Genomic DNA, 25,146 nt, shown 5'->3' on the forward strand with positions numbered 1-25,146 from the left:
GCGATAGCATCAACCTTAACGTAACCGAGAACGACAAAATCGAAATTCAACCGTGTTGCTACCTTTCAGATTCTTATTGGAATGCAGTGGTGATGGCGTATGAGCATGACAACATACATTCTGCGTCGAGTTGCGTGGGCAGTCGTCGCGTCACTGATCGTCTTGACGCTGACGTTTATGCTCCTGTACTTTACGCCGGATACACAGCTTGCCGAAATGCAGTTCCAGGCCGCACAGGCCGGTGAAGACCCGCAAGAGATCGGAGACGCATACGAGAGCTACTACGGATACGACCAGCCGCTTCACGTCCAGTACGTCGACTTTATGGGGAACATGCTCTCACTCGACTGGGGATGGTCTGAAACACGTTCACAGCCGGTAACGACAGCGATAGCTGACGCAATACCGTACTCGATGATGTACGGGGTTCCCTCGATCATCATCTCGACGATCCTCGGTATCGCAATCGGGCTGTACTCTGCGACCAACCAGTACACCCGGAGTGACTACGCGGCGACGTTCTTTGCCTTCTTCGGGCTAAGTATTCCGGACTTCTGGTTCGCAATTATCCTGCTCGTGATCTTCGGGGTGATGCTCGGCTGGGTGCCGATCCTGTTCGATACGAACGTAGCCATCTTCTCGTTAGAGAACGCCCAACAGCTGATACTCCCCATAATCGTGCTCACACTGAGCTCGATTGCGAGCCTGATGCGCTACTCGCGTGCAGAAGCACTCGAGTACGTCGAAGCTGAGTTCGTCAAGACGGCGAAGGCAAAGGGTGTTGAGGGGCGTCGAATCCTGACGCATCACATCTTCCGTCCAGCGTCGGTTCCGCTCGCGACGATTCTCGTGGGTGACCTCCTGGGAATTATCCTAGTGTCGTCATACCTGATCGAAGTGGTCTACGGCATTCCGGGACTTGGCATGCTCAGTTTCCGGGCAATTGTCAATCAGGATACGCCGCTAGTAATGGGGACAGTCCTGTTACCGGCGTTCCTGACGATTATCGGAAACCTGGCACAGGATGTCGCCTACACAGTGCTCGATCCGCGGATCGACTACGGTGATTCCTGATGTCGGTCGATACTGACACGCATGGGTCGACCGGCACTGAGACCGGAAGTCAAGAGACGTTCGAAGATGTCGACTGGGAGAGGGTCGACGACGCACGTCGATCGCTGTCGCTCAAGGCGGTCCTCATCGCGAGCATCTACATCGTCTTTACCGCCGGTGTCATCTACGATTACGTCATCAAGACGCCGGGGACCGACACCATCGGAACGCTCGGTGTCAACCTGCAGGCACTCGACTGGCTGTACATTCTGACGCTGCTGTCGATCCTGTGTTTCGTCGTCGTGCCGCTGTACGAGAACAAGCGGATGACGAAGTACTACTGGCGACAGTTCCGCAAGAACAAGGCGGCCGTTGTCAGCCTGATTTACCTGGGAGTGATCTTCGTCATCGGCTCAATCGGACCGCGATTCCTTGATCGGCCGGCCGTCGAACCCAGCAACGCCTACCAGCCGCCAGTGTTCATGTCGGTCGAAGAGTGGATGCCGGTCGAGTGTGCCGGTGAGGTCTCGGGTGGCCGCTGTCACGGTACCTGGGCCCACCCACTTGGGACGACCCACGAAGGGAAGGACATCCTCGTCTCGGTCATCTACGGGATGGAAGTCAGTATGCAAGTCGGCCTGATCGCCGCGATGATCACGATCACGATCGCGGCGATCGTCGGCGTGAGTGCCGCCTACTTCGGCGGCTGGATCGACGCCGTCCTCATGCGCTACGTCGACATCCAGATCACGTTCCCGACGTTCTTCCTGTACCTAATGATCGTCTACCTCTACGGGGGAAGCCTGTTCAGCATGATCGTGATCTTCGGCCTACTCGGCTGGGGCGGCATTGCACGCATCGTCCGGAGTGAGGCACTCCAACGCCGTGAAGAGGAGTACGTCCTCGCCGCGAAGAACGCGGGCGCAAGTAGTTTCTGGACGATGCGTCGGCATCTCCTGCCGAACGTCTCGAACAGCGTCATCACTGCGGTAACGCTGTTGATCCCCGGACTCATCCTCTTCGAGGCGAGTCTGGCGTTCCTCGGCCTCGGTGACCCAACAGTCCCATCATGGGGTGAGGTCATTGCATCCGGTCGGGACGACCTGGAGTACGCCTGGTGGATCTCGACGATTCCGGGGGTCTTCCTGTTCTTCACGATCCTCGCGTTCAACTTCATCGGCGACGCGCTTCGTGACGCACTCGACCCACGCTCGGAGGGAAGTGGCGAATGACGCCGACACCAACACCACCGTCCTCGCCGAGTCCTGACCGCGTCCGTGGGAACGAGAGTGAGCACGAAGACGGAACCGAACCCGGTCACAAAGCCGGAGACGCATCTGACACAGGACCAACTCAATCCACCGCCACATCCACAACGACTACCCCCAACGAGTCGACCATGAATACCACTACGCAAGCCCGCACTGACACCAGAAGCGGCGACCCGCTGCTCACCGTCGAAAACCTCCGAACGGTGTTCGACACCGACGACGGACAGGTACAGGCAGTTGACGGCGTCGACTTCTCCGTCCACCGCGGCGAAACCGTCTGTATCGTCGGCGAAAGCGGCTCCGGAAAGACGGTGACGAGCGAATCGATTACGCAACTGTTCAAGAGCCCACCCGGCTCGATCGCAGACGGCTCCGTCGTCTTCGACGGCGACGATCTGGCTGCTCGCTCTGCGGAGGAACTCACCCACATCCGTGGCGCACGAATCAGCCACATCTTCCAGAACCCACAGGGCGCACTCAACCCGGTCTACACTGTCGGTTGGCAACTCATCGAGGCGATTCAGCTCCACCAGGACATCAAGAAAGACGACGCCCGCGAGGAAGCCGTTGACCTCCTCAGCCGGGTCGGCATCCCCGAGGCCAGTGCCCGCCTCGATGATTACCCACACGAACTCTCCGGCGGCATGAAACAGCGCGTGATGATCGCAATGGCGCTCGCGTGCCAGCCCGACCTGCTCATCGCCGACGAGCCCACGACGGCACTCGACGTGACCATTCAGGCCCAGATCCTCAGACTCCTGCGCGACCTCCAGGCGGAGTTCGAGATGGGCATCATCTTCATCACCCACGACCTCGGCGTCGTCGCCGAAATCGCAGACCGCGTCGTCGTCATGTACGCCGGCAAGGTGATGGAACGAGGCAGCGTCTACGACGTCTTCGAGTCGCCCTCTCACCCCTACACGAAGGCGCTACTCGAGTGCCTGCCGGGCCATGGCTCATTGGGTGGCATTCCGGGATCGTTACCGGACCCGATCGACCCGCCCGAGGGCTGTCGGTTCGCAGACCGGTGTCCGTACGCGATGGAGGAGTGTCGAACCGGCGCACAGCCGGCTTTCGAGTCCGCTGCCGGGGATGGGCACGAGGTGTCGTGTGTCCACTACCAGACTGCGGACGACCCGTCGGTACTCGAGCGAGTCGGTGCCGACGCTGCGGTTGGCAGCGGTGAGCAGCGGTCCGGTCGGACGGATGGCGGGACGGATGATGGACAGGAGCGGACGAACGGAGGTGATCACCGTGAGTAACCGATCAGCTGGCCGCCGTCGTGGCAACACCGGCAGTGACGAGCCGTTGCTCTCCGTCCGAAACCTGAAGAAACACTATCCGATCACGGAGGGAATTCTCTCGAAGGAAGTCGGCCGCGTTCGCGCTGTCGACGGAATCGACTTCGACGTCTATCCCGGCGAGACGGTTGGAATCGTCGGCGAAAGTGGCTGCGGGAAATCCACCGCTGCGAGTTCGCTCATCCGCCTCGAAGAGCCAACCGAGGGGACGGTCCGGTTCGATGGTGAGGATATCACCGAATACGACAGCGGGGAGATGAAGGCGTTTAGACGCCGCGTCCAGATGATCTTTCAGGATCCAGAGTCGAGTTTCGACCCACGGATGAGCATCGGTGATGCGATCGCCGAGCCGCTGACGGTACAGGGGCTGACTGACAAGCCCCGTCGAAACGAGATTGTGGCCGATCTGTTAGAACGGGTTGGCCTCTCCGAATCGGATGCCGACCGCTACCCACACGAGTTGAGCGGTGGGCAGAAACAGCGCGTCGGCCTTGCGCGGGCGCTCTCGATGAACCCCGACATGATTATCGCAGACGAGCCGGTGTCGGCGCTCGACGTCTCGATCCAGTCCGAGATTCTGGCACTGATGAACGACCTCCAGAAGAATTTCGGACTCAGTATCCTGATCATCAGTCACAACCTGGCTGTTATTCGCCAGATTTGTGACCGCGTCGCCGTCATGTACCTCGGGGAAGTCGTCGAACTCGGACGGACGGACGAGGTCTTCGCGAATCCGCAACATCCCTACACGCGGGCGTTGCTGGCCTCGATCCCGACCGCCGATCCGACCGATCGTGGTATGGGTGTCGAACTCACTGGCGACGTGCCGAGTCCGTCGAACCCACCGTCGGGCTGTCGGTTCCACACGCGATGTCCCGAGGTCATCCAACCAGAGGGCTACGAGTTCGACCAGCAAACCTGGCGGCGTGTGATGGATCTCCGCCAGAAACTCGACGACAGCGCGCTCAACGTCGAGGCAATCCGCGAGATGCTCATCACCGAGGTCGACGAGTACGAAACGACTGAAGAAGTGACGACCGCCGAAACGAAGGCCCGACTGCGCGATGAGTTCGATATTCCGAAGCCGCTCTCGGACCCACAAGCGGAGGCCGTTCTCGAGTCGGCGATCGAAAATATCGTGACTGACAACGAGGACGATGCTCGCGACTTACTCGCTACCGAGTTCGCGACGCCGTGTGAGACGCAGTCGCCCGCACTCGAGGAGACCGATGCCGGACAGACTGCGTCCTGTCTTCGTATCGAGAACGAACTGCCGCCGACGGAACTCGACCAGACGGTTCGATCGGACTGACCGACGCGGGTCGACTCGCTAGCAATCTGTCCGCCGCTATTCTGGTTTTGACTCGGCTTCGCTGAGATGCGATGCTCGGTGTTCGCTTCTCGGTGTTCAGTGTGACGCGATTAGTCGCTTACCAGTACTCCGTCCCGAACGTCACGACGAGAACCAGGCCGCCAGCGAGCAAAAATCGAACGCCGCGTGACAAGCGCTCGGATTCCGTAAGGGGATTCGAACTGTTCAGTAGTGATGCCAGGCGCTCCTGATGTGGTGTCGGCGTCTCTGCATCGGACTCGAGTTGGGGTCGTGTTTCGTCGTCGTCTTCCAGTTCGCGTTTGACTCGTGGGCGGACGCCGGGTCGGGTAAGGATGGTTCCGAACGTCAGGAGGAGGATGCCGATGACGAACATTGCTTCACGGACTGTCGTCCAGTTGCCGCCGCGGATCACCGAGACGACGAGTCCAATCACGGCTACGGCGGCGGTGATGAGTAGTGCAGAGACCAGCGCATCGGCGGTGCGGAGGAGCCGACGGGACTCCTGTGTCATGTCGCTATCTGAGTGGGGGGTCTACTTCTAGTGTCTGGTTTGTGTTATCCGTGCACAGATGCTGGACGAGCCAGTGGTGAGTTATTATAGGATCCGGTGGGTATCCGGTTGCTACTTGTGTTCGCCCCGAACCGTATCGGGAGGTGGATTTGAACTACGCCAACTTCGGTCGCTTCGCTCCCTCGTTGTCTACTTCAAATCCACTCTAAACCATTTTCACGATCCTGGACCCACACCTTGCTCCGCTCGGTGTTCGTCATTGAATTCGTGAAACATAACGGGAGGTAGATTTGAACCACGGCGAGACATGCTCGCTAGCGCTGTGCGTGTCTCGTTTGGTTCGAACAACCACATGCTATGGGTGACGCTCACGAATTTGTTCACGCCAAAACATAGCGGGAGGTAGATTTGAACTACCGGTCTGCGGGTTATGAGCCCGCCGGAATCTCCTGGCTATCCCATCCCGCTACCATATCGTAACCCGGTGTGCTAGTTAAGGGTTGTGTTTCGGACGCCGTGTGCGGGTTTCTACCGTCCGTCTCGGTGTACCTTCCACGTGTAGAGGCTCTCACAGGTGTAGTTCACGAAGAACCCAATCCCAATTCCAACCAGGTTTGCGATAACATAGTTGACGTCGTACCAGTTGACCAACACTGCAAGTACCGTCAGCGTCACCAGAAATCCACCGAACCGGACCGCGTTGGACCGCAGAAATCGCTTTCCGAACGCCCACGTGCTCACCTTGCCGTGGCTGGCGAACGTCCAGTACTCGTTCAAAATGAAAATGACGATAATCGAGAGCTCCCAGGAGATGACCTTCGCGAACACCGGATTCAGGCTAGCCAGTTCGACCAATGCAATGAGTCCAACGTTGTCAACCGTCGCACCGACGAATCCAACGCTGGCGAACTGACTGAATCGACTCGTCGAGAGCAACGCACGCCCACGCGTTCGAATCGCATCAATAAGTGACTCAGCCATCTGGACTCCGTGCTTGACTTTCAGACGTGTTGACCGACCGGACTCGAGTACAGCTGAACTGTGGGGTGGGTGCTAACAGCTGCGTCCGGTGTCGATCGTGCGGTTGTGAGATTGTGAAATCGTGAGTGACAGGGTGGCTTCTGAGCCACGTGTTGAGAGTGTGTTTCGATGGGGTAGATCGAAAGAGAGTCGAAAACGATGCCCTGACGTGTTACACTGCGAGGTCTCCCTGGGGACGGACAACGTCGACGGCGTCGGCGTCGACGCGTTCGACATCAAGGAAGTGTGGAATGTAGTTCTGGTGTTCGAAGTCCTCGTACTCCGAGTCGGCACCGACGATACACCACAGCTGGACCTCTTCGGGACCGTGCCACTCGCCATTGCGGTTGATCCCGAAGCAGACGAGTTCCTCACCGTCGTGTTCGATGATTGCCCCTTTTCGGATGCCGGGGTCCCCGTGGATGATGAGCCGCTTCATACGACACAGTTCTCAGGAGAGCGGATTAAACGCTTCGAACACCTGTGGCTGGGAGCCGGTGCTGTCGACGACGGTGTAGCCGATACTGCCGACAGGAAATGACGACGATAGTGGCGGCGGTTGCCATATACGACGATGTTGCCATACATGATGAAACGCGCGCTCGCGCGAGAATCGCTCTTGCCGCCGACGACGAACCAAACGGGTTTTAAACAGCGCTGTCTTAGCCCACGTCAAGTGAGATAACCATGCAGATGCCACGCCGATTCAATACGTACTGCCCGCACTGTAACGAACACCACGAACACGAAGTCGAGAAGTCCCGATCAGGGCGTTCCTCCGGTATGAAGTGGGACGCTCGCCGAACCCGACGCAACACCGCCTCGATCGGTAACTCCGGTCGTTTCTCGAAGGTTCCCGGTGGCGAGAAGCCAACCAAGAAGACCGACCTCAAGTACCGTTGCAACGAGTGTGGCAAAGCCCACCTCCGCGAGGGATGGCGCGCCGGCCGACTCGAGTTCCAGGAGTGATTTCAATGGCAGGAAATTTCTACAGCGTTCGATGCAGTGACTGCGAGAACGAACAGACCGTCTTCGGCAAGGCCTCCACGGAAGTCGCCTGTGCCGTCTGTGGTACGACGCTCGCGCGACCGACCGGTGGCAAAGCCGAGATCGAACACGAGATCGTCGAAACCGTCGAGTCACGATGAAGTACAGCGGCTGGCCCGACCCCGGCGAACTCGTCGTCGGCAAGATCGACGAGATCGAAGATTTCGGTGTCTTCGTCGATCTCGAGGAGTATGAGGACAAACGCGGCCTGATCCATATCTCCGAGGTCGCCAGCGGATGGATCAAGAACGTCCGCGATCACGTCCGTGAGGGCCAGATCGTCGTCTGCAAGGTCCTAGACGTCGACGAGGAGTCCCAGCAGATCGACCTCTCGCTCAAGGACGTCAACGACCACCAGCGCTCGGAGAAGATCCAGCAGTGGAAAAACGAGCAGAAGGCCGACAACTGGATGGATCTGGCGACCGGCGACGATGTTGGTGACGAGGAGTTCACTGCCATCGCAAACGAACTCATCGGCGCACACGGCAGTCTCTATGAAGGCTTCAAGCAGGCTGCGATCCACGGCCGTGAAGCACTCGAGAGCACCGAGCTCACGGACGACGAGATCGAATCGCTCGTCGAAACCGCTCGCGAGAACGTCTCGGTGCCGTACGTCAACGTCACCGGCTACGTCGATCTCGAGAACCCATCGGCAACCGGTGTCGACGGCATCCGCGAGGCACTGGAGGCCGCCGAAGGAAACGGCGAGGTGCCGGAGGAAGTCGACCTCGAAGTCACCTACGTCGGCGCACCCGAGTACCGAATTCGGGTTCAGGCACCGAACTACAAGACTGCCGAGGCCCAACTCGAGGAGAGTGCTGATCGCGCGATCGCTGCGATTCAGGACCACGATGGCGATGGCGAGTACCACCGCGAGCGGCGGACTGACGAGGAGTAGCCGACTGAAACGGCAATCCCCGCTTCACCAACAATACTACCAATGAAATCTGATATCCGGGTGTGTTCGGCGTGGCGCGAGCGACACGACCGCCCGCGATATTCCCTTTCTGCAACGTGTCCGGACTGTGGCGCTGACACCGAAAACAGCGCCCCGGCACCCTTCGATCCCGAAGATCCCTACGGCGAGTACCGACGCGCTCTTAAACGTCGCCATCGCTGCTAGGGTATATGGACGAACTCGACATCGACGCGGTCGCCGAACTCGAACTGGACGACCCCGTACTCGTCGAGGGGTTGCCGGGTGTCGGACACGTTGGGAAACTCGCCGTCGACCACCTGCTGGAGGAGCTCGAAGGCGAGAGTACGCTCGTTCGACGGGTGTACTCCCGCGAGTTCCCGCCACAGGTGACCGTCGAAGACGGCGTCTCGGAACTCACCTGTGCCGAAATCTACGCGGTATCCCCGCCGGAGGGGCGCGATTTGCTCTTGCTGACCGGCGATCATCAGGCGCAGACGAACGATGGCCACTACGTGCTGACGAGTGCGTTCCTCGACATCGCCGAGGAGTTCGGCGCGTCCGAGGCGTTCGCACTCGGGGGTATTCCGACGGGCGAGCTCATCGACGAGTACGCCGTCGTGGGGGCCATGACAGCGGAGTCGATGCGCGAGGATCTCGAGGAGGCCGGCGTCGAGTTCAGAGAGGACGAGCCGGCGGGCGGTATCGTCGGTGTCTCGGGTCTACTGCTCGGCCTCGGCGCGCGTCGCGAGTTCGAGGTGGCGTGTCTGATGGGCGAGACGAGCGGTTACCTCGTCGATCCGAAAAGTGCCCGCGCCGTGCTCGAGGTGTTAGAAGCAGTACTCGAGATCGACCTGGATTACGAGACGCTCGATGAGCGTGCTGAGGAGATGGAAGACGTTATCGGGAAGATTCAGGAGATGGAACAGCAACAGCAGATGGACGTGCCGACGGACGACGACCTGCGGTATATCGGCTGAGTCGGCGAACAGATTTCCTCTTTTCCTGTTTTCTTGTGCTCTTGTTTGTAGACGGGTTCCGAAAATGAGTTATAATGCACAGGTTGAACGGTGACTACTCACCAGTTTGATGACTATTTCGCAGCTCGACGAGTCAGTGAATTACGCTATTCTATCAGACACTTGGGAAATTTTGAGGACATCGATGGCCTCGTCGAGAACGACCCAGTTGAAGATGTGCTGAGGAGAGTGTCGTGCGTCTCGACTCGCGTTAGTACTCGTCACGATCGAAGTTCCCTTTTGGTTTGCCGTATCCCTCGATGTCGTACTGTTTGGGCGGTATTTCACCCATGTTCCGGTACACGTCTCTGATCTGGCAGATGAGGTTGTTGATCAGAAATCCCCGGAAGTCCTCGGGGTAGACGAAGTCCTCGGGCACTTCTACGAACGGAGGCACCATCGGGGTGATCTGTGTGGTTCCCTCCGAACAGCTCGCTGGCGTCCCAGTCGTGTAAGTCTCCTCGATGTCCTCCTTCGAATAGTAGATGTACATGTCCGGGAGGACTTCGACAACTTCGTTCTCGTCGTTGATACAGAACCCCTTCATGATCAGGGCGATCCGAGGTTCTCCCTCGAATTCGACTCTGCCTTCGGTTATCCCGTACTCCTGTTTAGTTCGTTCTGGATTAATCAGCGCGTGGTAGTACTCTCGGAAGGCCTCGTCGAACTGGTCGAGCGGCATCTTCTCGAGGGCGTCGATCCCACGTCGCAACNTGGTAGTACTCTCGGAAGGCCTCGTCGAACTGGTCGAGCGGCATCTTCTCGAGGGCGTCGATCCCACGTCGCAACTGTCGTGGGTCCCAGTCAGAGAGTAGTATATCGTAATTGGTGTTTATATGTGCTTCAAAACGAGCTCGAGCAAAAACTTGGTTCATAAGACGTTCTTGATCCTCAGTACGCTCCTCAGAGCTGTGTGGGTAGGCATTTTGTCCATGATAGTCGCTTGCCTCATCGTTATCAACTGGTATCTCGATAATATGCTGATTCCCACGTGGATCTATAACCTCGACTCCAATGACACCATCTTCAATCCCAATTATTTTTGCTTTCATAAGTCTATTTGGTTGAATGTTCAAAAGACTCGATTTTGGTATCGTGAATGCCCACTCCGTCGATCTGATATTCTCTGGGTGGCTGACTGGCTTGCATATAGTAGAGGTCTCGAATCTGGCATTTAAGCTGGTGAACGATAAGATCTCGGAAGGCATGATCACAGGCAAATGGGCGTGTGAGTGGTGAGATCGTCACGTACACGTCGGGTTCACGCTCGAGGCTAACCGGTGTGTGAACAAGATCCTGATCCTCGAAATAGAACGTCACGGGATCAGCCTGGTCAATCAGTTCCTTGTTCGCATCATCCAGATGGAGGTACAAGGCGGTGAATTCCACGTTATCAACGGGAGGATCTTGAATTGCTTCGAGAAAGTCCATGAAGTGCTCCATGATGGCTGATTGGTCCAGGCTCTCGAGAACATCGATGGCCTCGTCGAGAACCACCCAGTCGAAGATGGGGCTGAGGAGTTCTGCATCAGTTTCGTGATGCCCGACATTGCGTGCGCGAAACCGAAGCGCTCGAGTATTTTCGCAGGCTGGAGATCGGTCTGATCCTCCGCTGTAAATCGTTCTTGAACGTGACCAATGAGTTCACCATCCCAGTCAAACAGCAGGTGATGGGGATAGACACGGAACTCAGAACTCATCTGGGTCGAAATTACCGGCAGGCTTTCCAAATCCTTCGAGATCAACGTTTGCAGGCGGCTCCTCGCCCATATTTCGGTAGATATCACGGATTTGGCAGACCAAATTATTGATTACCGAGGCGCGAAAGTCCTCTGGATAGTTGAAGTCATCAGAGATGCTCACGAACGGTGGCAGCATCACTGTAAGTTGTGTCGTCTCATCCGAACAGCTAGCCGACGTCCCCGCAGTGTACGTCTGTTCGGTTTGGTCATTCGTGTAGTAAATATACATATCTGGTAATACATTCACGACTTCGTTCTGCTCGTCGATACAGAACCCTTTCATAATCAATACGATCTGGGGTTTGCCGGGAAACTCAACCGATCCTTCGGTAATCCCGTACTCTTCTCTGGTCTTTTCAGGATTGATTAGCGCGTGATAATACTCGCGGAAGTTGTCACCAAACACTTTGAGAGACATGTTTTCGAGGGCCTCAATACCACGATGTAGTTGTCTTGGATCCCAATCCGGCAACAGAATATCGTGTTCTGTGGCTATATGAGCCTCATATCTGGCTCGTGCCCGGACCTGATACATAATCTGATTTTGTTCAGCAGTTCTTTCTGTTGGATCGTTCGGGTATGATTCCTGAGCATGGAGGTCTTCAGTATCCTCGTTTTCAACATCAATCTCAACGAGGTGGATATTTCCACGCGGGTCGATGACTTGGACGCCAATGATATCGTCTTCGGTTCCGATGATTTTTGCTTTCATAGGTCTATTTCGCTTGTTCGTCGAAAGGGACAATTCCAGGTTCGTCGAGTCCTCGTCCTTCAATTCGATATCGTTCGGGAGGCTGGCGACCTTGCTTGTAGTAGAGGTCTCTTACCTGACACTCGAGATGACGAACGATAAGATCGCGAAACTGTTTATCACAGGCGAAACAGTGTTCGAGAGGCGGAATAGTAATGTGGACATCCGGCTCTTTCCGGAGAGTTACATCAGTATTGACGAGCTCTCCGTTTTCCTGATAGAACGTAATCGGATCAGACTGGCCAACAAGTTCGTCTCTGGAATCGTTTAAGGAGAGGAACAGTGCAGTGAACGCAACGACTTCTCTGTCAACGGGCGGTGAACGAATTGTATTGAAGAACGGCTCAAAGTGGTCCATTATCTGGCGAATATCGAGAGCTTCGAGGACAGTAATGGCATCCTCGATAACATCTATATTGACGATCGACCCAAGACAGTGAGCATCCGTCTCGCGGTGAGCTTCGTACCGTGCACGAAATTGGACGCGCTTGAGAATTCGACTCGGTTCGGGATCAGTCTGCGTTTCCTCTGTATATCGTTCGTGGACGTGCCCAATGAGGTTCCCATCCCAATCGAACAACACGTGATGCGTGTACTTTTCATTCATCCGATGAATACTACAATTAGTATCACCGATCAAAGTTCCCGTGGGGCTTTCCGAAGCCGTCGATATCGTACTGCTTCGGCGGACGCTCACCCATATTGCGATAAACGTCTCTAATTTGGCAGATGAGATTATTGATCATCAGGCCTCTGAAGTCCTCTGGATAGACGAAGTCTTCTGGTGCGTCTTTGAACGGCGGGAGCATCGACGGGATTTCAGTAGTACCACTGGGACAGTCGGGATCCGGACCAGCCGTATAATTTTTGTCGGCCTGTTCGCTCGAGTAGAAGACGAACAGAGGTAAATCGTTCACAATCTCATTTTGATCGTCGATACAGAAGCTCTTGATCACGAGTGCGATCCGAGGGTCCCCCTCGACTTCGGCAGTGTCTGGACCGATATCGTACTCGTCTTTGAGGCCCGTCGGATCGTGCAACGCCATGTAATACTCGTAGAAGAGGTCGTCGAATTCGTCGTCTGAAATGCGCTCGAGAGCGTCGATGCCCCGGCGTAACTGGGTCGGGTCCCACCCCGAACGGAGGATGTCGTACTCCGTTTGTGTATGGGCCTCAAACCGAGCGCGAGCGAAGACCTGATTCATTAAACGCTCTTCTTCATTGTCCCGTTCTCCGGAGCTGTGTGGGTAAGTGTCCTGGCCGTGAAAGTCATCCGCATCTTCGTTATCCACAGCTAATTCGATGAGATGAGAATTACCACGTGGATCGATAACCTCCACACCAATAACACCTTCTTTAATTCCGATTACGTTTGCTTGCATGGTTCTATTGTGCTTGATGTTCGAATGGGACGAGTTCAGTATCGTGAAGACCGATCCCATTGACTTGGTACTGTTCCGGTGGCTGCCCACCCTGCCTGTAGTAGAGATCTCGAATCTGGCATTTGAGCTGNTTCAGTATCGTGAAGACCGATCCCATTGACTTGGTACTGTTCCGGTGGCTGCCCACCCTGCCTGTAGTAGAGATCTCGAATCTGGCATTTGAGCTGATGGACGATGAGATCTCGAAAGGTGTGATCGCAGGCGAAGGGTCTTTTGAGCGGTGAAATCGTCACGTACACATCTGGCTCACGTTCGAGGTTAACTGGTGTGTGAACGAGGTCCTGATCGTCGAAATAAAACGTCACGGGATCGGACTGATCGATCAGTTCTTCGTTCGCATCATCCAGATGGAGGTACAAGGCGGTGAACTCCACGTCATCAACGGGGGGATCTCGAATTGCTTCGAGAAAGTCCATGAAGTGTTCCATAATCGATAATTGGTCCAAACCCTGGAGGACATCGATGGCCTCGTCGAGAACGACCCAGTCGAAGATGGGGCTGAGGAGTTTCGCGTCAGTCTCGTGATGTCCGACGTTACGTGCGCGAAACCGAACGCGATTGAGTATTTTCGCAGGTTGGAGATCAGTCTGGACCTCTTCTGTAAATCGGTCTTGAACATGACCAATGAGTTCACCGTCCCAGTCGAACAGCAGGTGATGGGTATAGTCGCGGTGATCGATCACCTGGATAGCTACCCCTGGGCTATCNGACCAATGAGTTCACCGTCCCAGTCGAACAGCAGGTGATGGGTATAGTCGCGGTGATCGATCACCTGGATAGCTACCCCTGGGCTATCCAGTCCGATAACGTCTGCTTCCATTCGGGACGGTGGCACGTTACCCATGATAATGTTCCTCCAATAGGTCCTCCTCATCTAATACGTGTAAGAGCGCATGGACCAGTTCGTCGTACTCCTGTGAGGAGTCAAGGCCGGCAGCCCGCTCTCTGCGAATCCCTTTGACGTGTTTGGCGAATCGGTCTTCGAGGGCGTCACCAACTGCTGTGAGTTTCCCTCTCGTCCCAGACTCTTCCAGGCTGAGTTTTGTCAAAACCGTAGCAACACCTTTCACATCCTCTTTAAATCTGAATTTACACTGCCGATTCCAAGACCGAGGTCGTTTCACCTTTCCTGAAAGCTGCTGTGTAACCTAGGTATATTTTCATTCTCATTTCAAGAAGAATTTAATATTGATTTCATTCGTGAGTGTCAAGATGGCTCAGGAAAACTATAGGTTATTTCCACGGTAGATATTGGTCATAATCGAAATTACCGGTCCCTTTCCCAAACCCTTGAATGTTGTATTGTTCTGGTGGATTTTCACCCATATTCAGATAAACATCTCTAATTTGGCAGATGAGGTTATGGATCATGAACCCTCGGAAATCCTCAGGGTAGACGAAATCATCATCATCATCATCAGGTGGTTCTTTGAACGGTGGAATCATTGGCGTTATCTGTGTCAAATTATCCGAACAACTTGCAAATGTTCCTGTCGTATAATTCATCTCCGCATTCTCATTTGAGTAGTAAATACAGAAATCAGAAAGGACGTTCACAACTTTGTTCGACTCATTAATACAGAATCCTTTCATAATCAGCGAGACCTGGGGTTCACCAGGAAATTCGACTGAGTCTTCAGTAATGCCGTACTCTTCCTTGGTTTTCTCCGGATTGATGAGTGCGTGGTAATACTCACGGAACGCTTCATCAAACTCCTCCGCTGGCATGTTCTCGAGAGCGTCAATCCCCCGTCGTAGTTGTCGAGGGTCCCAGCCGTCCCGAAGGATCTCATATTCCGTCTGAGTATGGGCTTCGAACCTGGCTCGTGCAAAGACTTGATTCATCAGACGCTCTTGTTCTTCGGTTCGCTCAGACGAGCTATGTGGATAGACGTCTTGGCCATGATAATCATTTTCCTCTTCATTATCGACGGCAAGATCGACCAAATGTGAATTCCCGTTCGGATCAATAACCTCTACGCCAATAACACCCTCTTTGATTCCGATTATTTCAGCTTTCATGAATCTATTTTGCCTGTTCGTTGAAAGGAACAATTTCAGAATCGTTGACCCCTAACCCGTCGACCCGATACTTCTCTGGAGGCTGACACCCTTGCATGTAGTGGAGGTCTCTTATTCTACATTTAAGCTGGTGGATAATAAGGTCCCGGAACCGCTTATCACAGGCGAATATCTCCTCGAGCGGCGGGATTGTAACATAAGCGTCGGGATCGCGCTCGAAAGAAAACTCAGTATGAGTGAGGCCATCGTTTTCGTGATAGAACGTTACTGTATCAGATTGTCTAACAAGTTCATCACGACCATCGTTCAGGAAGAGGAACAGTGCAGTATAGGCAACGTTTTCGACGGGTGGATCCTGAATCGCTTCATAAAAGTCTTCGAAGTGTTCCATAATCTGTGGAACATCGAACGATTCGAGTACGCCGATGGTGTCTTCAATGACGGTCCAGTCGAGGATGGGAAAGAGAAGATCGGCTTCACTCTGGCGATGAGCCTCGTTTCGTGCCCGGAACTGTACCCGTCTGAGTATTCGGGATGGCTCTGGATCAGTTTGGGTTGCTTCTGTGAATCGTTCGTGTACGTGACCAATGAGTTCCCCATCCCGGTCGAATAACACGNATTCGGGATGGCTCTGGATCAGTTTGGGTTGCTTCTGTGAATCGTTCGTGTACGTGACCAATGAGTTCCCCATCCCGGTCGAATAACACGTGGTTCGTGTATCCTTTGCAGTCAGTTACTTCGACTGCGATTCCCACGGAGTCTTCTCCGATAATATGTGCGTCCATCGATTCGTATCCGTTATTGGCCATAATCCTCGAAACGCTCCTCCTCATCCAATATTCTAATTAGTTCGACGACGAGTTCGTCGTATGCTTCCTTCGAATCCTGCGTCTGTTCTGGCTGGGATTTGATTCCTTTCACAGCTTTCAGAAGGTCTTCCTCTATTCTGTCTCCTACCGCTTTGATTTTTTCTCCAGTGCCAAGCCGCTCGGCAGCGATCTTCGTGAGGATTGTTGCAAAGCCTTTGATGCTCCCCTTCGCTGCTCCGATTGACAGTGCCTCTATTGGATCTGTGCTGCCCGAGTCGACAGTATTGGTCCCTGCCTTCTGTACCGTACCCGCTGTTCCTGATACTCCAGCACTCGATACACCCTCTTTTGCATACTCAACGGGATTCGGTCGATCGATATTCTCCGGATCGACCGATGCCATCGTGCCGACGAGCACACGCGACATCAAAAGTAACACTTCCATGTCATATAAATTTTCATTTAGTCACTCCATGGAAGATACTCGTCGCGGTCAAAGTTTCCTTTTGGCTTGCCATACCCGTCGATATCGTACTGCTCCGGCGGTTCTTCCCCCATATTACGATAGATGTCTCTGATCTGGCAAATTATATTGTGGATTAGAAAACCACGGAAGTCGTCGGGGTAAGTAAAATCGCTCGGGACATTCCTGAATGGTGGCACCATTGGTGTAATTTGTGTCGTCTCGCTGGAACAACTCGCAGCGTGCCCTGTTGCATACATCTCCTCGATAGCTTCGTTCGAATAATAAACATACATCTCAGGTAATACGTTCACAACCTCGTTCTGCTCATCAATGCAGAACCCTTTCACCAGTAACGCAATCTCCGGTTCAGCATCGAATTCGACCGACTCTCTGGTAATTCCGTACTCTTTTTTTGTCTGTTCTGGATTGATAAGTGCGTGATAATACTCGCGAAATGCCTCGTCGAACTCTTCTATCGGCATGGTTTCAAGCGCATCGATTCCTCGTCGTAGTTGTCGAGGGTCCCAGTCGGAAAGAAGAATCTCGTGTTCTGTCTGTGTATGTGCCTCAAACCTAGCCCGTGCCCGGACCTGATACATAGTACGGTTTTGTTCCGACGTTCTGTCAGATGGATTGCGAGGATAGGACTCCTGTGCGTGAAAATCCTCTGCATCTTCATCTTCGATATCAATCTCAACTAAATGTGGGTTACCCTGATGATCGATAACTTTCACGCCAATAATTCCATTTTTGAATCCAATTATTTCGGCTTTCATTGTTCTACTTAGATTGTTATCGGAAGAATTAATAATTTATTTATGGTTTTTAAATCGATTTAATATTCGTCGCGATCGAAGTTTCCGTGGGGTTTCCCGAAGCCGTTGATATCATACTGGTCTGGCGGTTGTTCTCCCATATTTCGATAGATATCTCTAATCTGGCAGATGAGATTATTAATAAGCAATCCTCTAAAATCTTCAGGGTAAATCAGGTCTTCTGGATAGCCATCGAATGGGGGAAGCATCACGGGGATTTCTGTGGTCCTATCGGAGCACGTGGGATCGGGGCCTGCGGTGTAATTCACGTCGAGATCCTCGGCAGTGTAGAATATAAATAGCGGATGATCGGTCACGTATTCGTTATGTTCATCGATACAGATACTTTTGATTACAAGTGCGACTCGTGGCTCGCCATCGAACTCGGTCGAATCATCTGTGATCCCGTATTCATCTCGAAGCGCGGTTGGATCGAGGAGTGATTTGTAGTACTCATAAAAGAGTGTATCAAACTTCTCGACAGACATCGTCTCGATTGCGTCGATTCCCCGCCGAAGTGCCCGAGGGTCCCAGCCAGAACGAAGAATGTCGTACTCTGTTTGCGTATGCACTTCGAACCGTGCCCGAGCGAAGACCTGATTCATAATTCGTTCCTGTTCTCCACTGCGATCTGACGGATTGGTCGGAAACACGTCTTGACCGTGGAAGTCATCGGCAGTGTCATTATCTACGGCAAGTTCGATGAGATGTGGATTGCCCTGTGGATCAACTACTTCGACGCCGATAACACCCTCTCTGATTCCAATTATTTCTGATTTCATGACGCTATTCTACCGTCAATAAACGAGTTGAGACAAAAAGGCGGAACTCAAACCTCATCTGGGTCGAAATTCCCTTTTGGTTTTCCATATCCCTCGATGTCGTACTGTTTGGGCGGTGTTTCACCCATATTCCGGTATATGTCTCTAATCTGGCAGATAAGATTGTTGATGAGGAAGCCCCGGAAATCCTCTGGGTAAATGAAATCCTCGGGCACTTCTATGAACGGAGGTACCATCGGAGTTACCTGTGTCGTATCCTCCGAACAACTTGCCGGTGTTCCAGTCGTGTAAGTCTCCTCGATGTCCTCTTTCGAATAATAAATATACATATCCGGTAGGACATCAACGACCTCGTTTTTATCGTTGATACAGAAACCTTTCATCACCAGTGCGATCCGAGGTTCCCCCTCAAATTCAACTGCGCCTTCGGTTATTCCATATTCCTGTTTAGTTCGCTCTGGATTGATCAATGCATGATAATACTCCCGAAAGGCATCGTCGAACTGGTCGAGTGGCATCTTCTCCAAGGCATCAATCCCACGCCGCAACTGTCGTGGGTCCCAGTCAGAGAGTAGTATATCGTAACTTGTCTGTGTGTGCGCCTCGAATCTGGCGCGGGCTTCAACTTGGTTCATTATGCGCTGTTGTTCTTCAGTTTGGTTTTTCGGATCTAAAGGGTAGGATTCTTGCGCGTGAGTATGATTAGCCCCCTCTTCTTCAATATCAATTTCTACAAGATGCAAATTACCCCGTGGGTCAACTACTTTCACACCAATAATTCCATTTCTGATTCCAATGATTTCTGCTTTCATGGTTCTATAGTGCTTGATCATTATACGGGACGATTTCTTGTTTATTGATTCCAAGTCCCTTGACCTGATATTCTGATGGAGGCTGAAGCCCTTGCATGTAATGGAGATCTCTTATACGACATTTGAGGTGATGAACCAATATATCTCTGAACCCTTTATCGCAGGCTACCGGCCTTTCGAACGGTGGAATCGTCAGGTAGGCATCGGGCTCCTCCTCGTAACGGAAATGAGTGTGCAGGAGGGTTTCGTCCTCAAAGTAGAAGGATAGCGGATCCGACCGATTAACGATCGCGTCACGCTTGTCGTTTAGTGAAAGAAAGAGTGCAGTGAAAGCGAGGTCATCCACAGGTGGGGATTGAATGGCATCGTAAAAGTCTCCGAACTGCTCCATGATTTGTTGAATATCAAATGATTCAAGGATCGCAATGGTATCTTCGATGACTTGCCAGTCGAAAACGGGCAGAAGGAGACCAGCATTAGTCTGTCGATGTGCTTCGTTTCTAGCATGGAACTGCACGCGTTTGAGAATCCGGGAGGGTTCTGGGTCAGTTTGACTCGATTCTGAAAACCGTTCGTGAACGTGACCGATCAGTTCACCATCTCGACCGAACAATACGTGATTCGTGTATCCCTTTCGATCAGCCACTTCGACGGCAATACCCATTTCATCTTGTCCGATAACGTGTGCATCCATCGGTTTGTGATCAGTGTCAGTCATAGTGTTCGTCGAATAGTGCTTCTTCATCTAGGATTCTAACCAGCTCGACAACAAGCTCGTCGTACGAGTCTGTTGACTTCTCCGTCTGTTCTGGCTGCTGATGAATTCCTTTCACGTATTTCAAGACATCGGCTTCCAGTTTGTCCCCAATTTCAGTGAGCTTCTTTTTAGTACCAAGTTGATCGGCAGCAAGTGCTGTGATAACCGTTGCAATGCCTTTCAGGCCGCCTCTCGTTGTCCCGGTCGCGATCGAACCAATCAGGTCGATATTTTCTCCAGTCACGGCATTCTTCCCGGCGCTCCCCGATGTAGTAGCTGTACCTGAAACTCCAGCACTTCTCGCACCGTCTTTCGCGTATTCAACGGGATCCGGTCGATCGATATTCTCCGGATCAACCGATGCCATCGTGCCGACGAGCACACGCGACATCAAAAGTAACACTTCCATGGCATATAAATTTTCATTTAGTCACTCTATGGAAGATACTCGTCGCGGTCAAAGTTCCCTTTTGGCTTGCCATACCCGTCGATATCGTACTGCTCCGGCGCTTTCTCGCCCATATTCCGATATACATCTCTAATTTGGCATATTATGTTATGGATTAGAAAGCCTCGGAAATCTTCTGGGTAGACAAAATCAGCAGGAGGTTCCTTGAACGGTGGAATCATCGGCGTTATTTGTGTTGTGTCTGTGGAACAACTTGCGGCGTGCCCTGTTGTATATGTTTCATTAACGTGCTCATTTGAATAATAGAGATATAGGTCAGGTAGCACGTTTACAACCTCGTTCTGCTCATTAATACAGAATCCTTTCATGATCAGCACGATTTGGGGTTCGCCAGAAAATTCGACTTCACCCTCAGTGATACCGTACTCTTCTTTGGCTTTCGCTGGGTTAATCAGCGCATGATAATACTCGCGAAACGCCTCGTCAAACTCCTTGACTGGCATATTTTCGAGCGCATCGATTCCTCGTCGTAGTTGTCGTGGGACCCACCCATCTCGAAGAATCTCGTACTCTGTCTGTGTATGGGCCTCGAACCGTGCTCGGGCGGCGACCTGGTTCATAATTCGTTCCTGTTCGTCGGTTCGCTCCGACGAATCTAACGGGTATGACTCTTGAGCGTGGAGATCTTCGGTATCCTCGTTTTCAACATCGATCTCAACCAGGTGGACATTTCCACGCGGGTCAATGACTTGGACGCCAATAATATCGTCTTCGGTTCCGATGATTTTTGCTTTCATAGGTCTATTTCGCTTGTTCGTCGAAAGGAACGATTCCAGGTTCATCGAGTCCTCGCCCTTCGACTCGATATCGTTCAGGAGGCTGGCGACCTTGTTTGTAGTAGAGATCTCTAACCTGACACTCGAGATGACGAACGATAAGATCGCGAAACTGTTTATCACAGGCGAAACAGTGTTCCAGAGGCGGAATAGTAATATGGACATCCGGCTCTTTCCGGAGAGTTACATCAGTGTTGACTAGCTCTCCGTTTTCCTGATAGAACGTAATCGGATCAGATTGACCAACAAGTTCGTCTCTGCAATCGTTTAGAGAGAGGAACAGTGCAGTGAACGCAACGACTTCCTTGTCAACGGGCGGCGAACGAATTGTGTCCAAGAACGGCTCAAAGTGGTCCATTATCTGGGGAATATCGAGAGCTTCGAGGACAGTAATGGCGTCTTCGATAACGTCTATATTGACGATCGACCCGAGACAGTGGGCATCCGTCTCGCGGTGAGCTTCGTACCGTGCACGAAATTGGACGCGCTTGAGAATTCGACTCGGTTCGGGATCAGTCTGTGTTTCCTCTGTATATCGTTCGTGGACGTGCCCAATGAGGTCCCCGTCCCAATCGAACAACACGTGATGTGTGTATTCTCTGTGGTCAATTACCTGCACAACAACTCCTGGCGGATCCCGACCGACAATTTGGGCTTCCATCGATGTTGTTCCAGTATCAGTCATTGTATGCCTCCAGAAGTTCCTCCTGTTCGAGAAGCTTGATGAGTTCAACGACGAGTTCGTCGTACGAGTCCGTCGAATCATACCTCTGCTCTTGTTCCGGTTGGGGATGAACGCCTTTTACGCCTTTCAAAAGCACTTCTTCCAGCTGATCGCCGGTTCCCTTGATTTTCTTTTCAGTGTTGAAAGCCTCAGCTCCTACCTTCGTAATCGCCGTCGCGACTCCTTTTAGACTCCCGTGCCTCACGCCAGACGACACGGAACTAAATAGATCGATCGTCCCCGAATCTACGGCAGTGGTTCCTGCCTCCCGTGCTGTCGTGGCCGTTCCAGAGACCCCGCCACTTGTCGCACCATCTTTCGCGTATTCGACAGGATCCGGTCGATTAATTTGTTCCGGATCGACTGATGCCATCGTCCCGACGAGCACGCGCGACATGAGTCCTTCCTTCTGCAACGTCTTAATGTACTCTTCACGCTGGTCCTGCCCCAGATCGACCCACTCCTCGCTCTGCATCGTTCTGAGCTGCTGGAGATTGTCTTCGACCCGCTCTAGGTCTATCACCTGGTCTCCAGTATCGGGCTCTATTTCGTGTTGAATTTGATTATTGTATTTTGCATCATCAAATTGCGCCTGATTAGTTTCAGCTGTGGCTTCCTCCTCACTTTCTCCCAGGTAGTCATTATCATCTCCCCTAACTTCATTGATAGCAGCACCAAGGATCTCGAACTTTCCGTACTCTTCGTAATCCTTCGGCAGACGTTTATCGACCTGATACTCGAGTTGCGCTTTGACAGGCGCAGTAATCGCCCCCACTGCGGTTGCGATAAACGGCTGTCCGAGCGAGAAATCGACCATCGCACCGGCAGTCCCTTTCTCGACGGTCTCGTTGAGATAGTCTCCGCCGGAAAGACCTTGCCAGTGGCGTTCGATGGCTTTTCCGAACTCCGCAGCGATCTCGTCTGACTCGTTCATGAACAGCGCCAGCGTTCGTTGCTCGCGCTCGCTGAGGTCCTCGATCCCGTCTCGACTATTGAACAGGATCGAACTGGCGACCTCCTCCCAGGTCCAGTGGACTTCTCCTTTCTCACCCCAGCGCTCACTGTTTCGGAACGACGATTTGGTGAGGTCCTGAAACGTCGCGTTGTCGAACTCCCGCTCGTAAGCCCGCGTGAACGCTGGATGGCCGTTCTCGTAGCCTTCACGCAGTGCCTCCGGCAGCTTTTCGAGGATTTCTTCGGGCAGGCCATCCTCGAACTCCTCGGACAGGTCCTCCTCGAGTTCGTCGTCGAGGACCTCGAGGAGTTCGTGTTTGTGCATCCGCTGGACGGACAGCGCTGCTTGGCTCGGCGTGAGCGCCCCAACGCCCGCGTCCGATCGGAGCGCCTCACTGGCAAGCTCGTCCGCACTCGAGGAATCTCGCACCTCGAGTTCCGTTGCAGCCGGCAATCGAGTGACCTGTCCGTCCGTCTGCTGGCGAGTATGCACCAACTCGTGGGCAAGCAGGTACTTGCCTGTGGCGCNGAACGCGCGGGCGTCGATCGACTCGCAGGCGTTCGCTGCTTCCGGGCCGGTATGAATCGTGACGTCGTCGAAACGATCACCCAGACGCTCGGCTAAGTCCGACTGAGTCGCTGTATCCAGCGGCTGGCCAGGTGTGGAGAGAACTCGGCGAACAGGGTCGGGAACGGCTATTTCTCCAGACCGGTCATCATCCAGGTGAGTGTATCTGTTTCGGTGNTCAGGAGACTGCGCTTGCCGCGTTCGGAACGCAGCCATCTTCTCAGAATCACCCATTATCTCGACTGGCATCCCTTCGTCGGCCCACTGTTCAACTGTCTCACGACCTTCGGTGTTTACTACCTGCTCGAGCGTTCGCCTGAGAGACACTGTGGGTACCGAGTGGCCGAGTACCGCTTCGCAGTCGTCGGCTGAGAGCCAGATTCGATCGGCGTGTTCGCTATTGGTCTCAGCAGCAGACCGGCTACGCCGAGCAGCAGATGACTGTGAGTCGGTTGTAGTGCGGGTGGCGTTGCGGTTGGATCGACGAGCCGNTCTCAGCAGCAGACCGGCTACGCCGAGCAGCAGATGACTGTGAGTCGGTTGTAGTGCGGGTGGCGTTGCGGTTGGATCGACGAGCCGTTTTTGACGCCTTCGATGTTGGAGACACTGATGACCGAGATGATGAAGTACCTGAGTCGGATTTGGATTTCCGAGGACGGCGAAATCCCATCTATTACAGACATATACAGAAAGGAATTATATAACTTACCATTGGAAAGCAGAAGGGATTTAGCGGTTCCCGAACCCCCTCATCAATATTTTCAGCCCGGTACAAGAAAAGGGAGCTGGGTTGCTGGTATATTCTGGAGGTTTATATACGAAGCCGCGTAATTCCTGAGTAGTGACAGCACGCGCGGGACAGGCCCCAACGGGGTCACGGTGGAAGCGNCTGGTATATTCTGGAGGTTTATATACGAAGCCGCGTAATTCCTGAGTAGTGACAGCACGCGCGGGACAGGCCCCAACGGGGTCACGGTGGAAGCGGATCGGTCCACCGATGCGTCTCGACAGCGCTGGATACGAGTCCACGCCGAAAGACTACGAGGTAGAAGGGCTCTACGGCGCGGATACTGGCGAAGTTGTCGAAGCGCGGTCCTTCGACATGACGTTCCGGGAGATGGTCGATGGCGCTCTCAAAAGCTATCCGTACGAGCAACAGCACCGGTACGACCGCTCCGTCTCCCTGGAGGACCTCGTCTCGGAAATCCCAGCCTGCTACCTGCGCTTCTACGATACCTACGACCACGAACAGGGCAGTCCGAAGCCCTGGAACGCCGTTTTCCGTGCCCACGTCCTCCGCTGNTGCTACCTGCGCTTCTACGATACCTACGACCACGAACAGGGCAGTCCGAAGCCCTGGAACGCCGTTTTCCGTGCCCACGTCCTCCGCTGCGTCAAGGGCTGGAAGAACGCCACGGCCCTCTACAAGTACCTGAAGCAGAAGCCGTTCCTCTGCACGCAGCTGGGCTTCGAAGACATCCCCGACCAATCTACTCTCTGGCGGGCATGGGAAGATCGCCTCGCCGACGTACAAGAGGCCGTCCATACAGCTGCCGAGGTAGTCGTGGACATCGCCCGCTACCACGACATCCCTGCTCCCGAACCCGAGTTCTTGCCGGATCAGCCGACTGGGACGGTGACGCGGTCGAAGAGCAAAGACACGCTCGCACGCGAAAAGGCGCGTGAGGTCTGGAAGAGCGCGAAACCGATCGTTGAGGACTGCTTCTCCCTCGATCGCGGCGACAACGCTTCGATCCCCGAGGGCGCGTTCTGGGAACAGCAGTCC

General features: G+C 53.7%; 29 protein-coding genes, 1 tRNA gene and 2 pseudogenes. 11 read left to right on the forward strand and 21 right to left on the reverse strand.

Going from position 1 to position 25,146, the window contains the following annotated elements:
* Window positions 1–105 precede the first annotated feature (105 nt).
* The 4 genes from C482_RS17495 to C482_RS17510 all read left to right on the forward strand — a co-directional run bounded on the left by C482_RS17495 (window position 106) and on the right by C482_RS17510 (window position 4,937).
* Complete coding sequence (locus C482_RS17495; protein ID WP_083858645.1) at window positions 106–1,074, forward strand: ABC transporter permease subunit; 969 nt, start codon at window positions 106–108, stop codon at window positions 1,072–1,074.
* A complete protein-coding gene (locus tag C482_RS17500; protein WP_006169127.1) occupies window positions 1,074–2,285 on the forward strand; it encodes an ABC transporter permease in 1,212 nt (403 codons plus the stop codon). The genes C482_RS17495 and C482_RS17500 overlap by 1 nt, the downstream gene beginning before the upstream one ends.
* A 167-nt stretch (window positions 2,286–2,452) precedes the next feature.
* Window positions 2,453–3,586 carry an ABC transporter ATP-binding protein gene (locus tag C482_RS17505; RefSeq protein ID WP_193787763.1) on the forward strand — a complete coding sequence of 378 codons (1,134 nt, stop codon included), beginning with the start codon at window positions 2,453–2,455 and terminating at the stop codon, window positions 3,584–3,586.
* Window positions 3,570–4,937 carry an ABC transporter ATP-binding protein gene (locus C482_RS17510; RefSeq protein ID WP_006169129.1) on the forward strand — a complete coding sequence of 456 codons (1,368 nt, stop codon included), beginning with the start codon at window positions 3,570–3,572 and terminating at the stop codon, window positions 4,935–4,937. Before C482_RS17505 ends, C482_RS17510 begins: the two co-directional genes overlap by 17 nt.
* Window positions 4,938–5,055: 118 nt before the next feature.
* On the opposite strand, the gene C482_RS17515 is transcribed toward C482_RS17510, so the two are convergent.
* The 4 genes from C482_RS17515 to C482_RS17530 form a co-directional block, all read right to left on the reverse strand.
* Window positions 5,056–5,469, reverse strand: a complete 414-nt coding sequence (locus C482_RS17515) for a DUF7555 family protein (RefSeq protein WP_006169130.1) — start codon at window positions 5,467–5,469, stop codon at window positions 5,056–5,058.
* Between the two features lie 393 nt (window positions 5,470–5,862).
* Window positions 5,863–5,937 (reverse strand) — tRNA-Met (locus C482_RS17520).
* A 60-nt stretch (window positions 5,938–5,997) separates the two neighbouring features.
* Complete coding sequence (locus C482_RS17525) at window positions 5,998–6,450, reverse strand: GtrA family protein (protein ID WP_006169131.1); 453 nt, start codon at window positions 6,448–6,450, stop codon at window positions 5,998–6,000.
* 211 nt (window positions 6,451–6,661) lie between these two features.
* Entirely contained in the window at window positions 6,662–6,928 is a 267-nt protein-coding gene (locus C482_RS17530; RefSeq protein WP_006169132.1) for an HAH_0734 family protein, read from the reverse strand.
* 248 nt (window positions 6,929–7,176) lie between these two features.
* Here C482_RS17530 and C482_RS17535 point away from each other — a divergent pair, with 248 nt between their 5' ends.
* Genes C482_RS17535 through C482_RS17550 form a run of 5 tightly spaced genes read left to right on the forward strand, consistent with a single transcriptional unit; the run spans window position 7,177 to window position 9,432 of the window.
* Complete coding sequence (locus C482_RS17535; RefSeq protein WP_006169133.1) at window positions 7,177–7,458, forward strand: 50S ribosomal protein L44e; 282 nt, start codon at window positions 7,177–7,179, stop codon at window positions 7,456–7,458.
* Window positions 7,459–7,463: 5 nt separating this feature from the next.
* The gene (locus C482_RS17540; RefSeq protein ID WP_004215334.1) at window positions 7,464–7,637 is read left to right on the forward strand and encodes a 30S ribosomal protein S27e; all 174 of its coding nucleotides are present in this window, start codon (window positions 7,464–7,466) and stop codon (window positions 7,635–7,637) included.
* Entirely contained in the window at window positions 7,634–8,434 is an 801-nt protein-coding gene (locus C482_RS17545) for a translation initiation factor IF-2 subunit alpha (protein WP_006169134.1), read from the forward strand. Before C482_RS17540 ends, C482_RS17545 begins: the two co-directional genes overlap by 4 nt.
* A 42-nt stretch (window positions 8,435–8,476) precedes the next feature.
* Window positions 8,477–8,659, forward strand: coding sequence for an RNA-protein complex protein Nop10 (locus tag C482_RS20725; protein WP_006169135.1), 183 nt, complete (start codon window positions 8,477–8,479; stop codon window positions 8,657–8,659).
* 5 nt (window positions 8,660–8,664) lie between these two features.
* Window positions 8,665–9,432 (forward strand): proteasome assembly chaperone family protein, encoded by a 768-nt coding sequence (locus C482_RS17550; protein WP_006169136.1) that lies wholly within the window; start codon window positions 8,665–8,667, stop codon window positions 9,430–9,432.
* Window positions 9,433–9,682: 250 nt separating this feature from the next.
* Here C482_RS17550 and C482_RS22910 read toward each other — a convergent pair whose 3' ends face one another.
* From C482_RS22910 to C482_RS17640, 17 genes and pseudogenes are all read right to left on the reverse strand, one after another.
* Complete coding sequence (locus C482_RS22910) at window positions 9,683–10,183, reverse strand: hypothetical protein (protein WP_394295547.1); 501 nt, start codon at window positions 10,181–10,183, stop codon at window positions 9,683–9,685.
* A gap of 344 nt (window positions 10,184–10,527) precedes the next feature.
* Entirely contained in the window at window positions 10,528–10,968 is a 441-nt protein-coding gene (locus C482_RS17560) for a hypothetical protein (protein ID WP_006169138.1), read from the reverse strand.
* Window positions 10,969–11,160: 192 nt separating this feature from the next.
* Window positions 11,161–11,925 (reverse strand): hypothetical protein, encoded by a 765-nt coding sequence (locus C482_RS17565; RefSeq protein WP_006169139.1) that lies wholly within the window; start codon window positions 11,923–11,925, stop codon window positions 11,161–11,163.
* Window positions 11,926–11,929: 4 nt separating this feature from the next.
* Window positions 11,930–12,571, reverse strand: coding sequence for a hypothetical protein (locus C482_RS17570; RefSeq protein WP_006169140.1), 642 nt, complete (start codon window positions 12,569–12,571; stop codon window positions 11,930–11,932).
* Window positions 12,572–12,593: 22 nt separating this feature from the next.
* Window positions 12,594–13,346, reverse strand: coding sequence for a hypothetical protein (locus C482_RS17575; RefSeq protein ID WP_193787764.1), 753 nt, complete (start codon window positions 13,344–13,346; stop codon window positions 12,594–12,596).
* A 131-nt stretch (window positions 13,347–13,477) separates the two neighbouring features.
* Window positions 13,478–14,089: pseudogene (locus C482_RS17580) on the reverse strand (hypothetical protein); the annotation flags it as partial.
* A gap of 153 nt (window positions 14,090–14,242) precedes the next feature.
* On the reverse strand, window positions 14,243–14,455 hold the full coding sequence (locus C482_RS17585; protein WP_049896930.1) for a hypothetical protein: 213 nt from the start codon (window positions 14,453–14,455) through the stop codon (window positions 14,243–14,245).
* A 184-nt stretch (window positions 14,456–14,639) separates the two neighbouring features.
* A complete protein-coding gene (locus tag C482_RS17590; RefSeq protein ID WP_006169143.1) occupies window positions 14,640–15,428 on the reverse strand; it encodes a hypothetical protein in 789 nt (262 codons plus the stop codon).
* Between the two features lie 798 nt (window positions 15,429–16,226).
* Complete coding sequence (locus C482_RS17600; protein WP_241431950.1) at window positions 16,227–16,640, reverse strand: hypothetical protein; 414 nt, start codon at window positions 16,638–16,640, stop codon at window positions 16,227–16,229.
* A gap of 59 nt (window positions 16,641–16,699) precedes the next feature.
* On the reverse strand, window positions 16,700–17,479 hold the full coding sequence (locus C482_RS17605) for a hypothetical protein (RefSeq protein WP_006169146.1): 780 nt from the start codon (window positions 17,477–17,479) through the stop codon (window positions 16,700–16,702).
* Between the two features lie 59 nt (window positions 17,480–17,538).
* A complete protein-coding gene (locus C482_RS17610) occupies window positions 17,539–18,300 on the reverse strand; it encodes a hypothetical protein (protein WP_006169147.1) in 762 nt (253 codons plus the stop codon).
* A gap of 47 nt (window positions 18,301–18,347) precedes the next feature.
* Window positions 18,348–19,112, reverse strand: coding sequence for a hypothetical protein (locus tag C482_RS17615; RefSeq protein ID WP_006169148.1), 765 nt, complete (start codon window positions 19,110–19,112; stop codon window positions 18,348–18,350).
* 4 nt (window positions 19,113–19,116) lie between these two features.
* Complete coding sequence (locus tag C482_RS17620) at window positions 19,117–19,830, reverse strand: hypothetical protein (protein ID WP_006169149.1); 714 nt, start codon at window positions 19,828–19,830, stop codon at window positions 19,117–19,119.
* On the reverse strand, window positions 19,823–20,260 hold the full coding sequence (locus C482_RS17625) for a hypothetical protein (RefSeq protein ID WP_049896932.1): 438 nt from the start codon (window positions 20,258–20,260) through the stop codon (window positions 19,823–19,825). The genes C482_RS17620 and C482_RS17625 overlap by 8 nt, the downstream gene beginning before the upstream one ends.
* A gap of 44 nt (window positions 20,261–20,304) precedes the next feature.
* On the reverse strand, window positions 20,305–21,075 hold the full coding sequence (locus tag C482_RS17630; RefSeq protein ID WP_006169151.1) for a hypothetical protein: 771 nt from the start codon (window positions 21,073–21,075) through the stop codon (window positions 20,305–20,307).
* A 4-nt stretch (window positions 21,076–21,079) separates the two neighbouring features.
* Window positions 21,080–21,775, reverse strand: coding sequence for a hypothetical protein (locus C482_RS17635; protein WP_049896933.1), 696 nt, complete (start codon window positions 21,773–21,775; stop codon window positions 21,080–21,082).
* Window positions 21,776–21,791: 16 nt separating this feature from the next.
* On the reverse strand, window positions 21,792–23,609 hold the full coding sequence (locus tag C482_RS17640) for an eCIS core domain-containing protein (protein WP_049896935.1): 1,818 nt from the start codon (window positions 23,607–23,609) through the stop codon (window positions 21,792–21,794).
* A gap of 360 nt (window positions 23,610–23,969) precedes the next feature.
* Between C482_RS17640 and C482_RS17645 the strand changes: the two genes are divergently transcribed.
* Complete coding sequence (locus tag C482_RS17645; protein WP_152422043.1) at window positions 23,970–24,191, forward strand: hypothetical protein; 222 nt, start codon at window positions 23,970–23,972, stop codon at window positions 24,189–24,191.
* 271 nt (window positions 24,192–24,462) lie between these two features.
* Window positions 24,463–25,146: pseudogene (locus tag C482_RS17650) on the forward strand (hypothetical protein); the annotation flags it as partial.

Origin of the sequence: Natrialba chahannaoensis JCM 10990 (assembly GCF_000337135.1) — an archaeon.
Taxonomy (GTDB): Archaea; Halobacteriota; Halobacteria; order Halobacteriales; family Natrialbaceae; genus Natrialba; species Natrialba chahannaoensis.

Excerpts from the sequence above, each read along its gene's own strand:
- C482_RS17625 (WP_049896932.1), bottom strand. The coding sequence starts at position 20,260 with ATGTCGCGTGTGCTCGTCGGCACGATGGCATCGGTTGATCCGGAGAAT.
- C482_RS17530 (WP_006169132.1), bottom strand. The coding sequence starts at position 6,928 with ATGAAGCGGCTCATCATCCACGGGGACCCCGGCATCCGAAAAGGGGCA.
- C482_RS20725 (WP_006169135.1), top strand. The coding sequence starts at position 8,477 with ATGAAATCTGATATCCGGGTGTGTTCGGCGTGGCGCGAGCGACACGAC.
- C482_RS17505 (WP_193787763.1), top strand. The coding sequence starts at position 2,453 with ATGAATACCACTACGCAAGCCCGCACTGACACCAGAAGCGGCGACCCG.
- C482_RS17540 (WP_004215334.1), top strand. The coding sequence starts at position 7,464 with ATGGCAGGAAATTTCTACAGCGTTCGATGCAGTGACTGCGAGAACGAA.
- C482_RS17535 (WP_006169133.1), top strand. The coding sequence starts at position 7,177 with ATGCAGATGCCACGCCGATTCAATACGTACTGCCCGCACTGTAACGAA.
- C482_RS17610 (WP_006169147.1), bottom strand. The coding sequence starts at position 18,300 with ATGAAATCAGAAATAATTGGAATCAGAGAGGGTGTTATCGGCGTCGAA.
- C482_RS17565 (WP_006169139.1), bottom strand. The coding sequence starts at position 11,925 with ATGAAAGCAAAAATCATCGGAACCGAAGACGATATCATTGGCGTCCAA.
- C482_RS17550 (WP_006169136.1), top strand. The coding sequence starts at position 8,665 with ATGGACGAACTCGACATCGACGCGGTCGCCGAACTCGAACTGGACGAC.
- C482_RS17605 (WP_006169146.1), bottom strand. The coding sequence starts at position 17,479 with ATGAAAGCCGAAATAATTGGATTCAAAAATGGAATTATTGGCGTGAAA.
- C482_RS17500 (WP_006169127.1), top strand. The coding sequence starts at position 1,074 with ATGTCGGTCGATACTGACACGCATGGGTCGACCGGCACTGAGACCGGA.
- C482_RS17495 (WP_083858645.1), top strand. The coding sequence starts at position 106 with ATGACAACATACATTCTGCGTCGAGTTGCGTGGGCAGTCGTCGCGTCA.
- C482_RS17615 (WP_006169148.1), bottom strand. The coding sequence starts at position 19,112 with ATGAAAGCAGAAATCATTGGAATCAGAAATGGAATTATTGGTGTGAAA.
- C482_RS17645 (WP_152422043.1), top strand. The coding sequence starts at position 23,970 with ATGACCGAGATGATGAAGTACCTGAGTCGGATTTGGATTTCCGAGGAC.
- C482_RS17570 (WP_006169140.1), bottom strand. The coding sequence starts at position 12,571 with ATGAATGAAAAGTACACGCATCACGTGTTGTTCGATTGGGATGGGAAC.
- C482_RS17635 (WP_049896933.1), bottom strand. The coding sequence starts at position 21,775 with ATGGAAGCCCAAATTGTCGGTCGGGATCCGCCAGGAGTTGTTGTGCAG.
- C482_RS17575 (WP_193787764.1), bottom strand. The coding sequence starts at position 13,346 with ATGCAAGCAAACGTAATCGGAATTAAAGAAGGTGTTATTGGTGTGGAG.
- C482_RS17590 (WP_006169143.1), bottom strand. The coding sequence starts at position 15,428 with ATGAAAGCTGAAATAATCGGAATCAAAGAGGGTGTTATTGGCGTAGAG.
- C482_RS17545 (WP_006169134.1), top strand. The coding sequence starts at position 7,634 with ATGAAGTACAGCGGCTGGCCCGACCCCGGCGAACTCGTCGTCGGCAAG.
- C482_RS17630 (WP_006169151.1), bottom strand. The coding sequence starts at position 21,075 with ATGAAAGCAAAAATCATCGGAACCGAAGACGATATTATTGGCGTCCAA.
- C482_RS17515 (WP_006169130.1), bottom strand. The coding sequence starts at position 5,469 with ATGACACAGGAGTCCCGTCGGCTCCTCCGCACCGCCGATGCGCTGGTC.
- C482_RS17620 (WP_006169149.1), bottom strand. The coding sequence starts at position 19,830 with ATGACTGACACTGATCACAAACCGATGGATGCACACGTTATCGGACAA.
- C482_RS17525 (WP_006169131.1), bottom strand. The coding sequence starts at position 6,450 with ATGGCTGAGTCACTTATTGATGCGATTCGAACGCGTGGGCGTGCGTTG.
- C482_RS17600 (WP_241431950.1), bottom strand. The coding sequence starts at position 16,640 with ATGGCATCGGTCGATCCGGAGAATATCGATCGACCGAATCCCGTTGAG.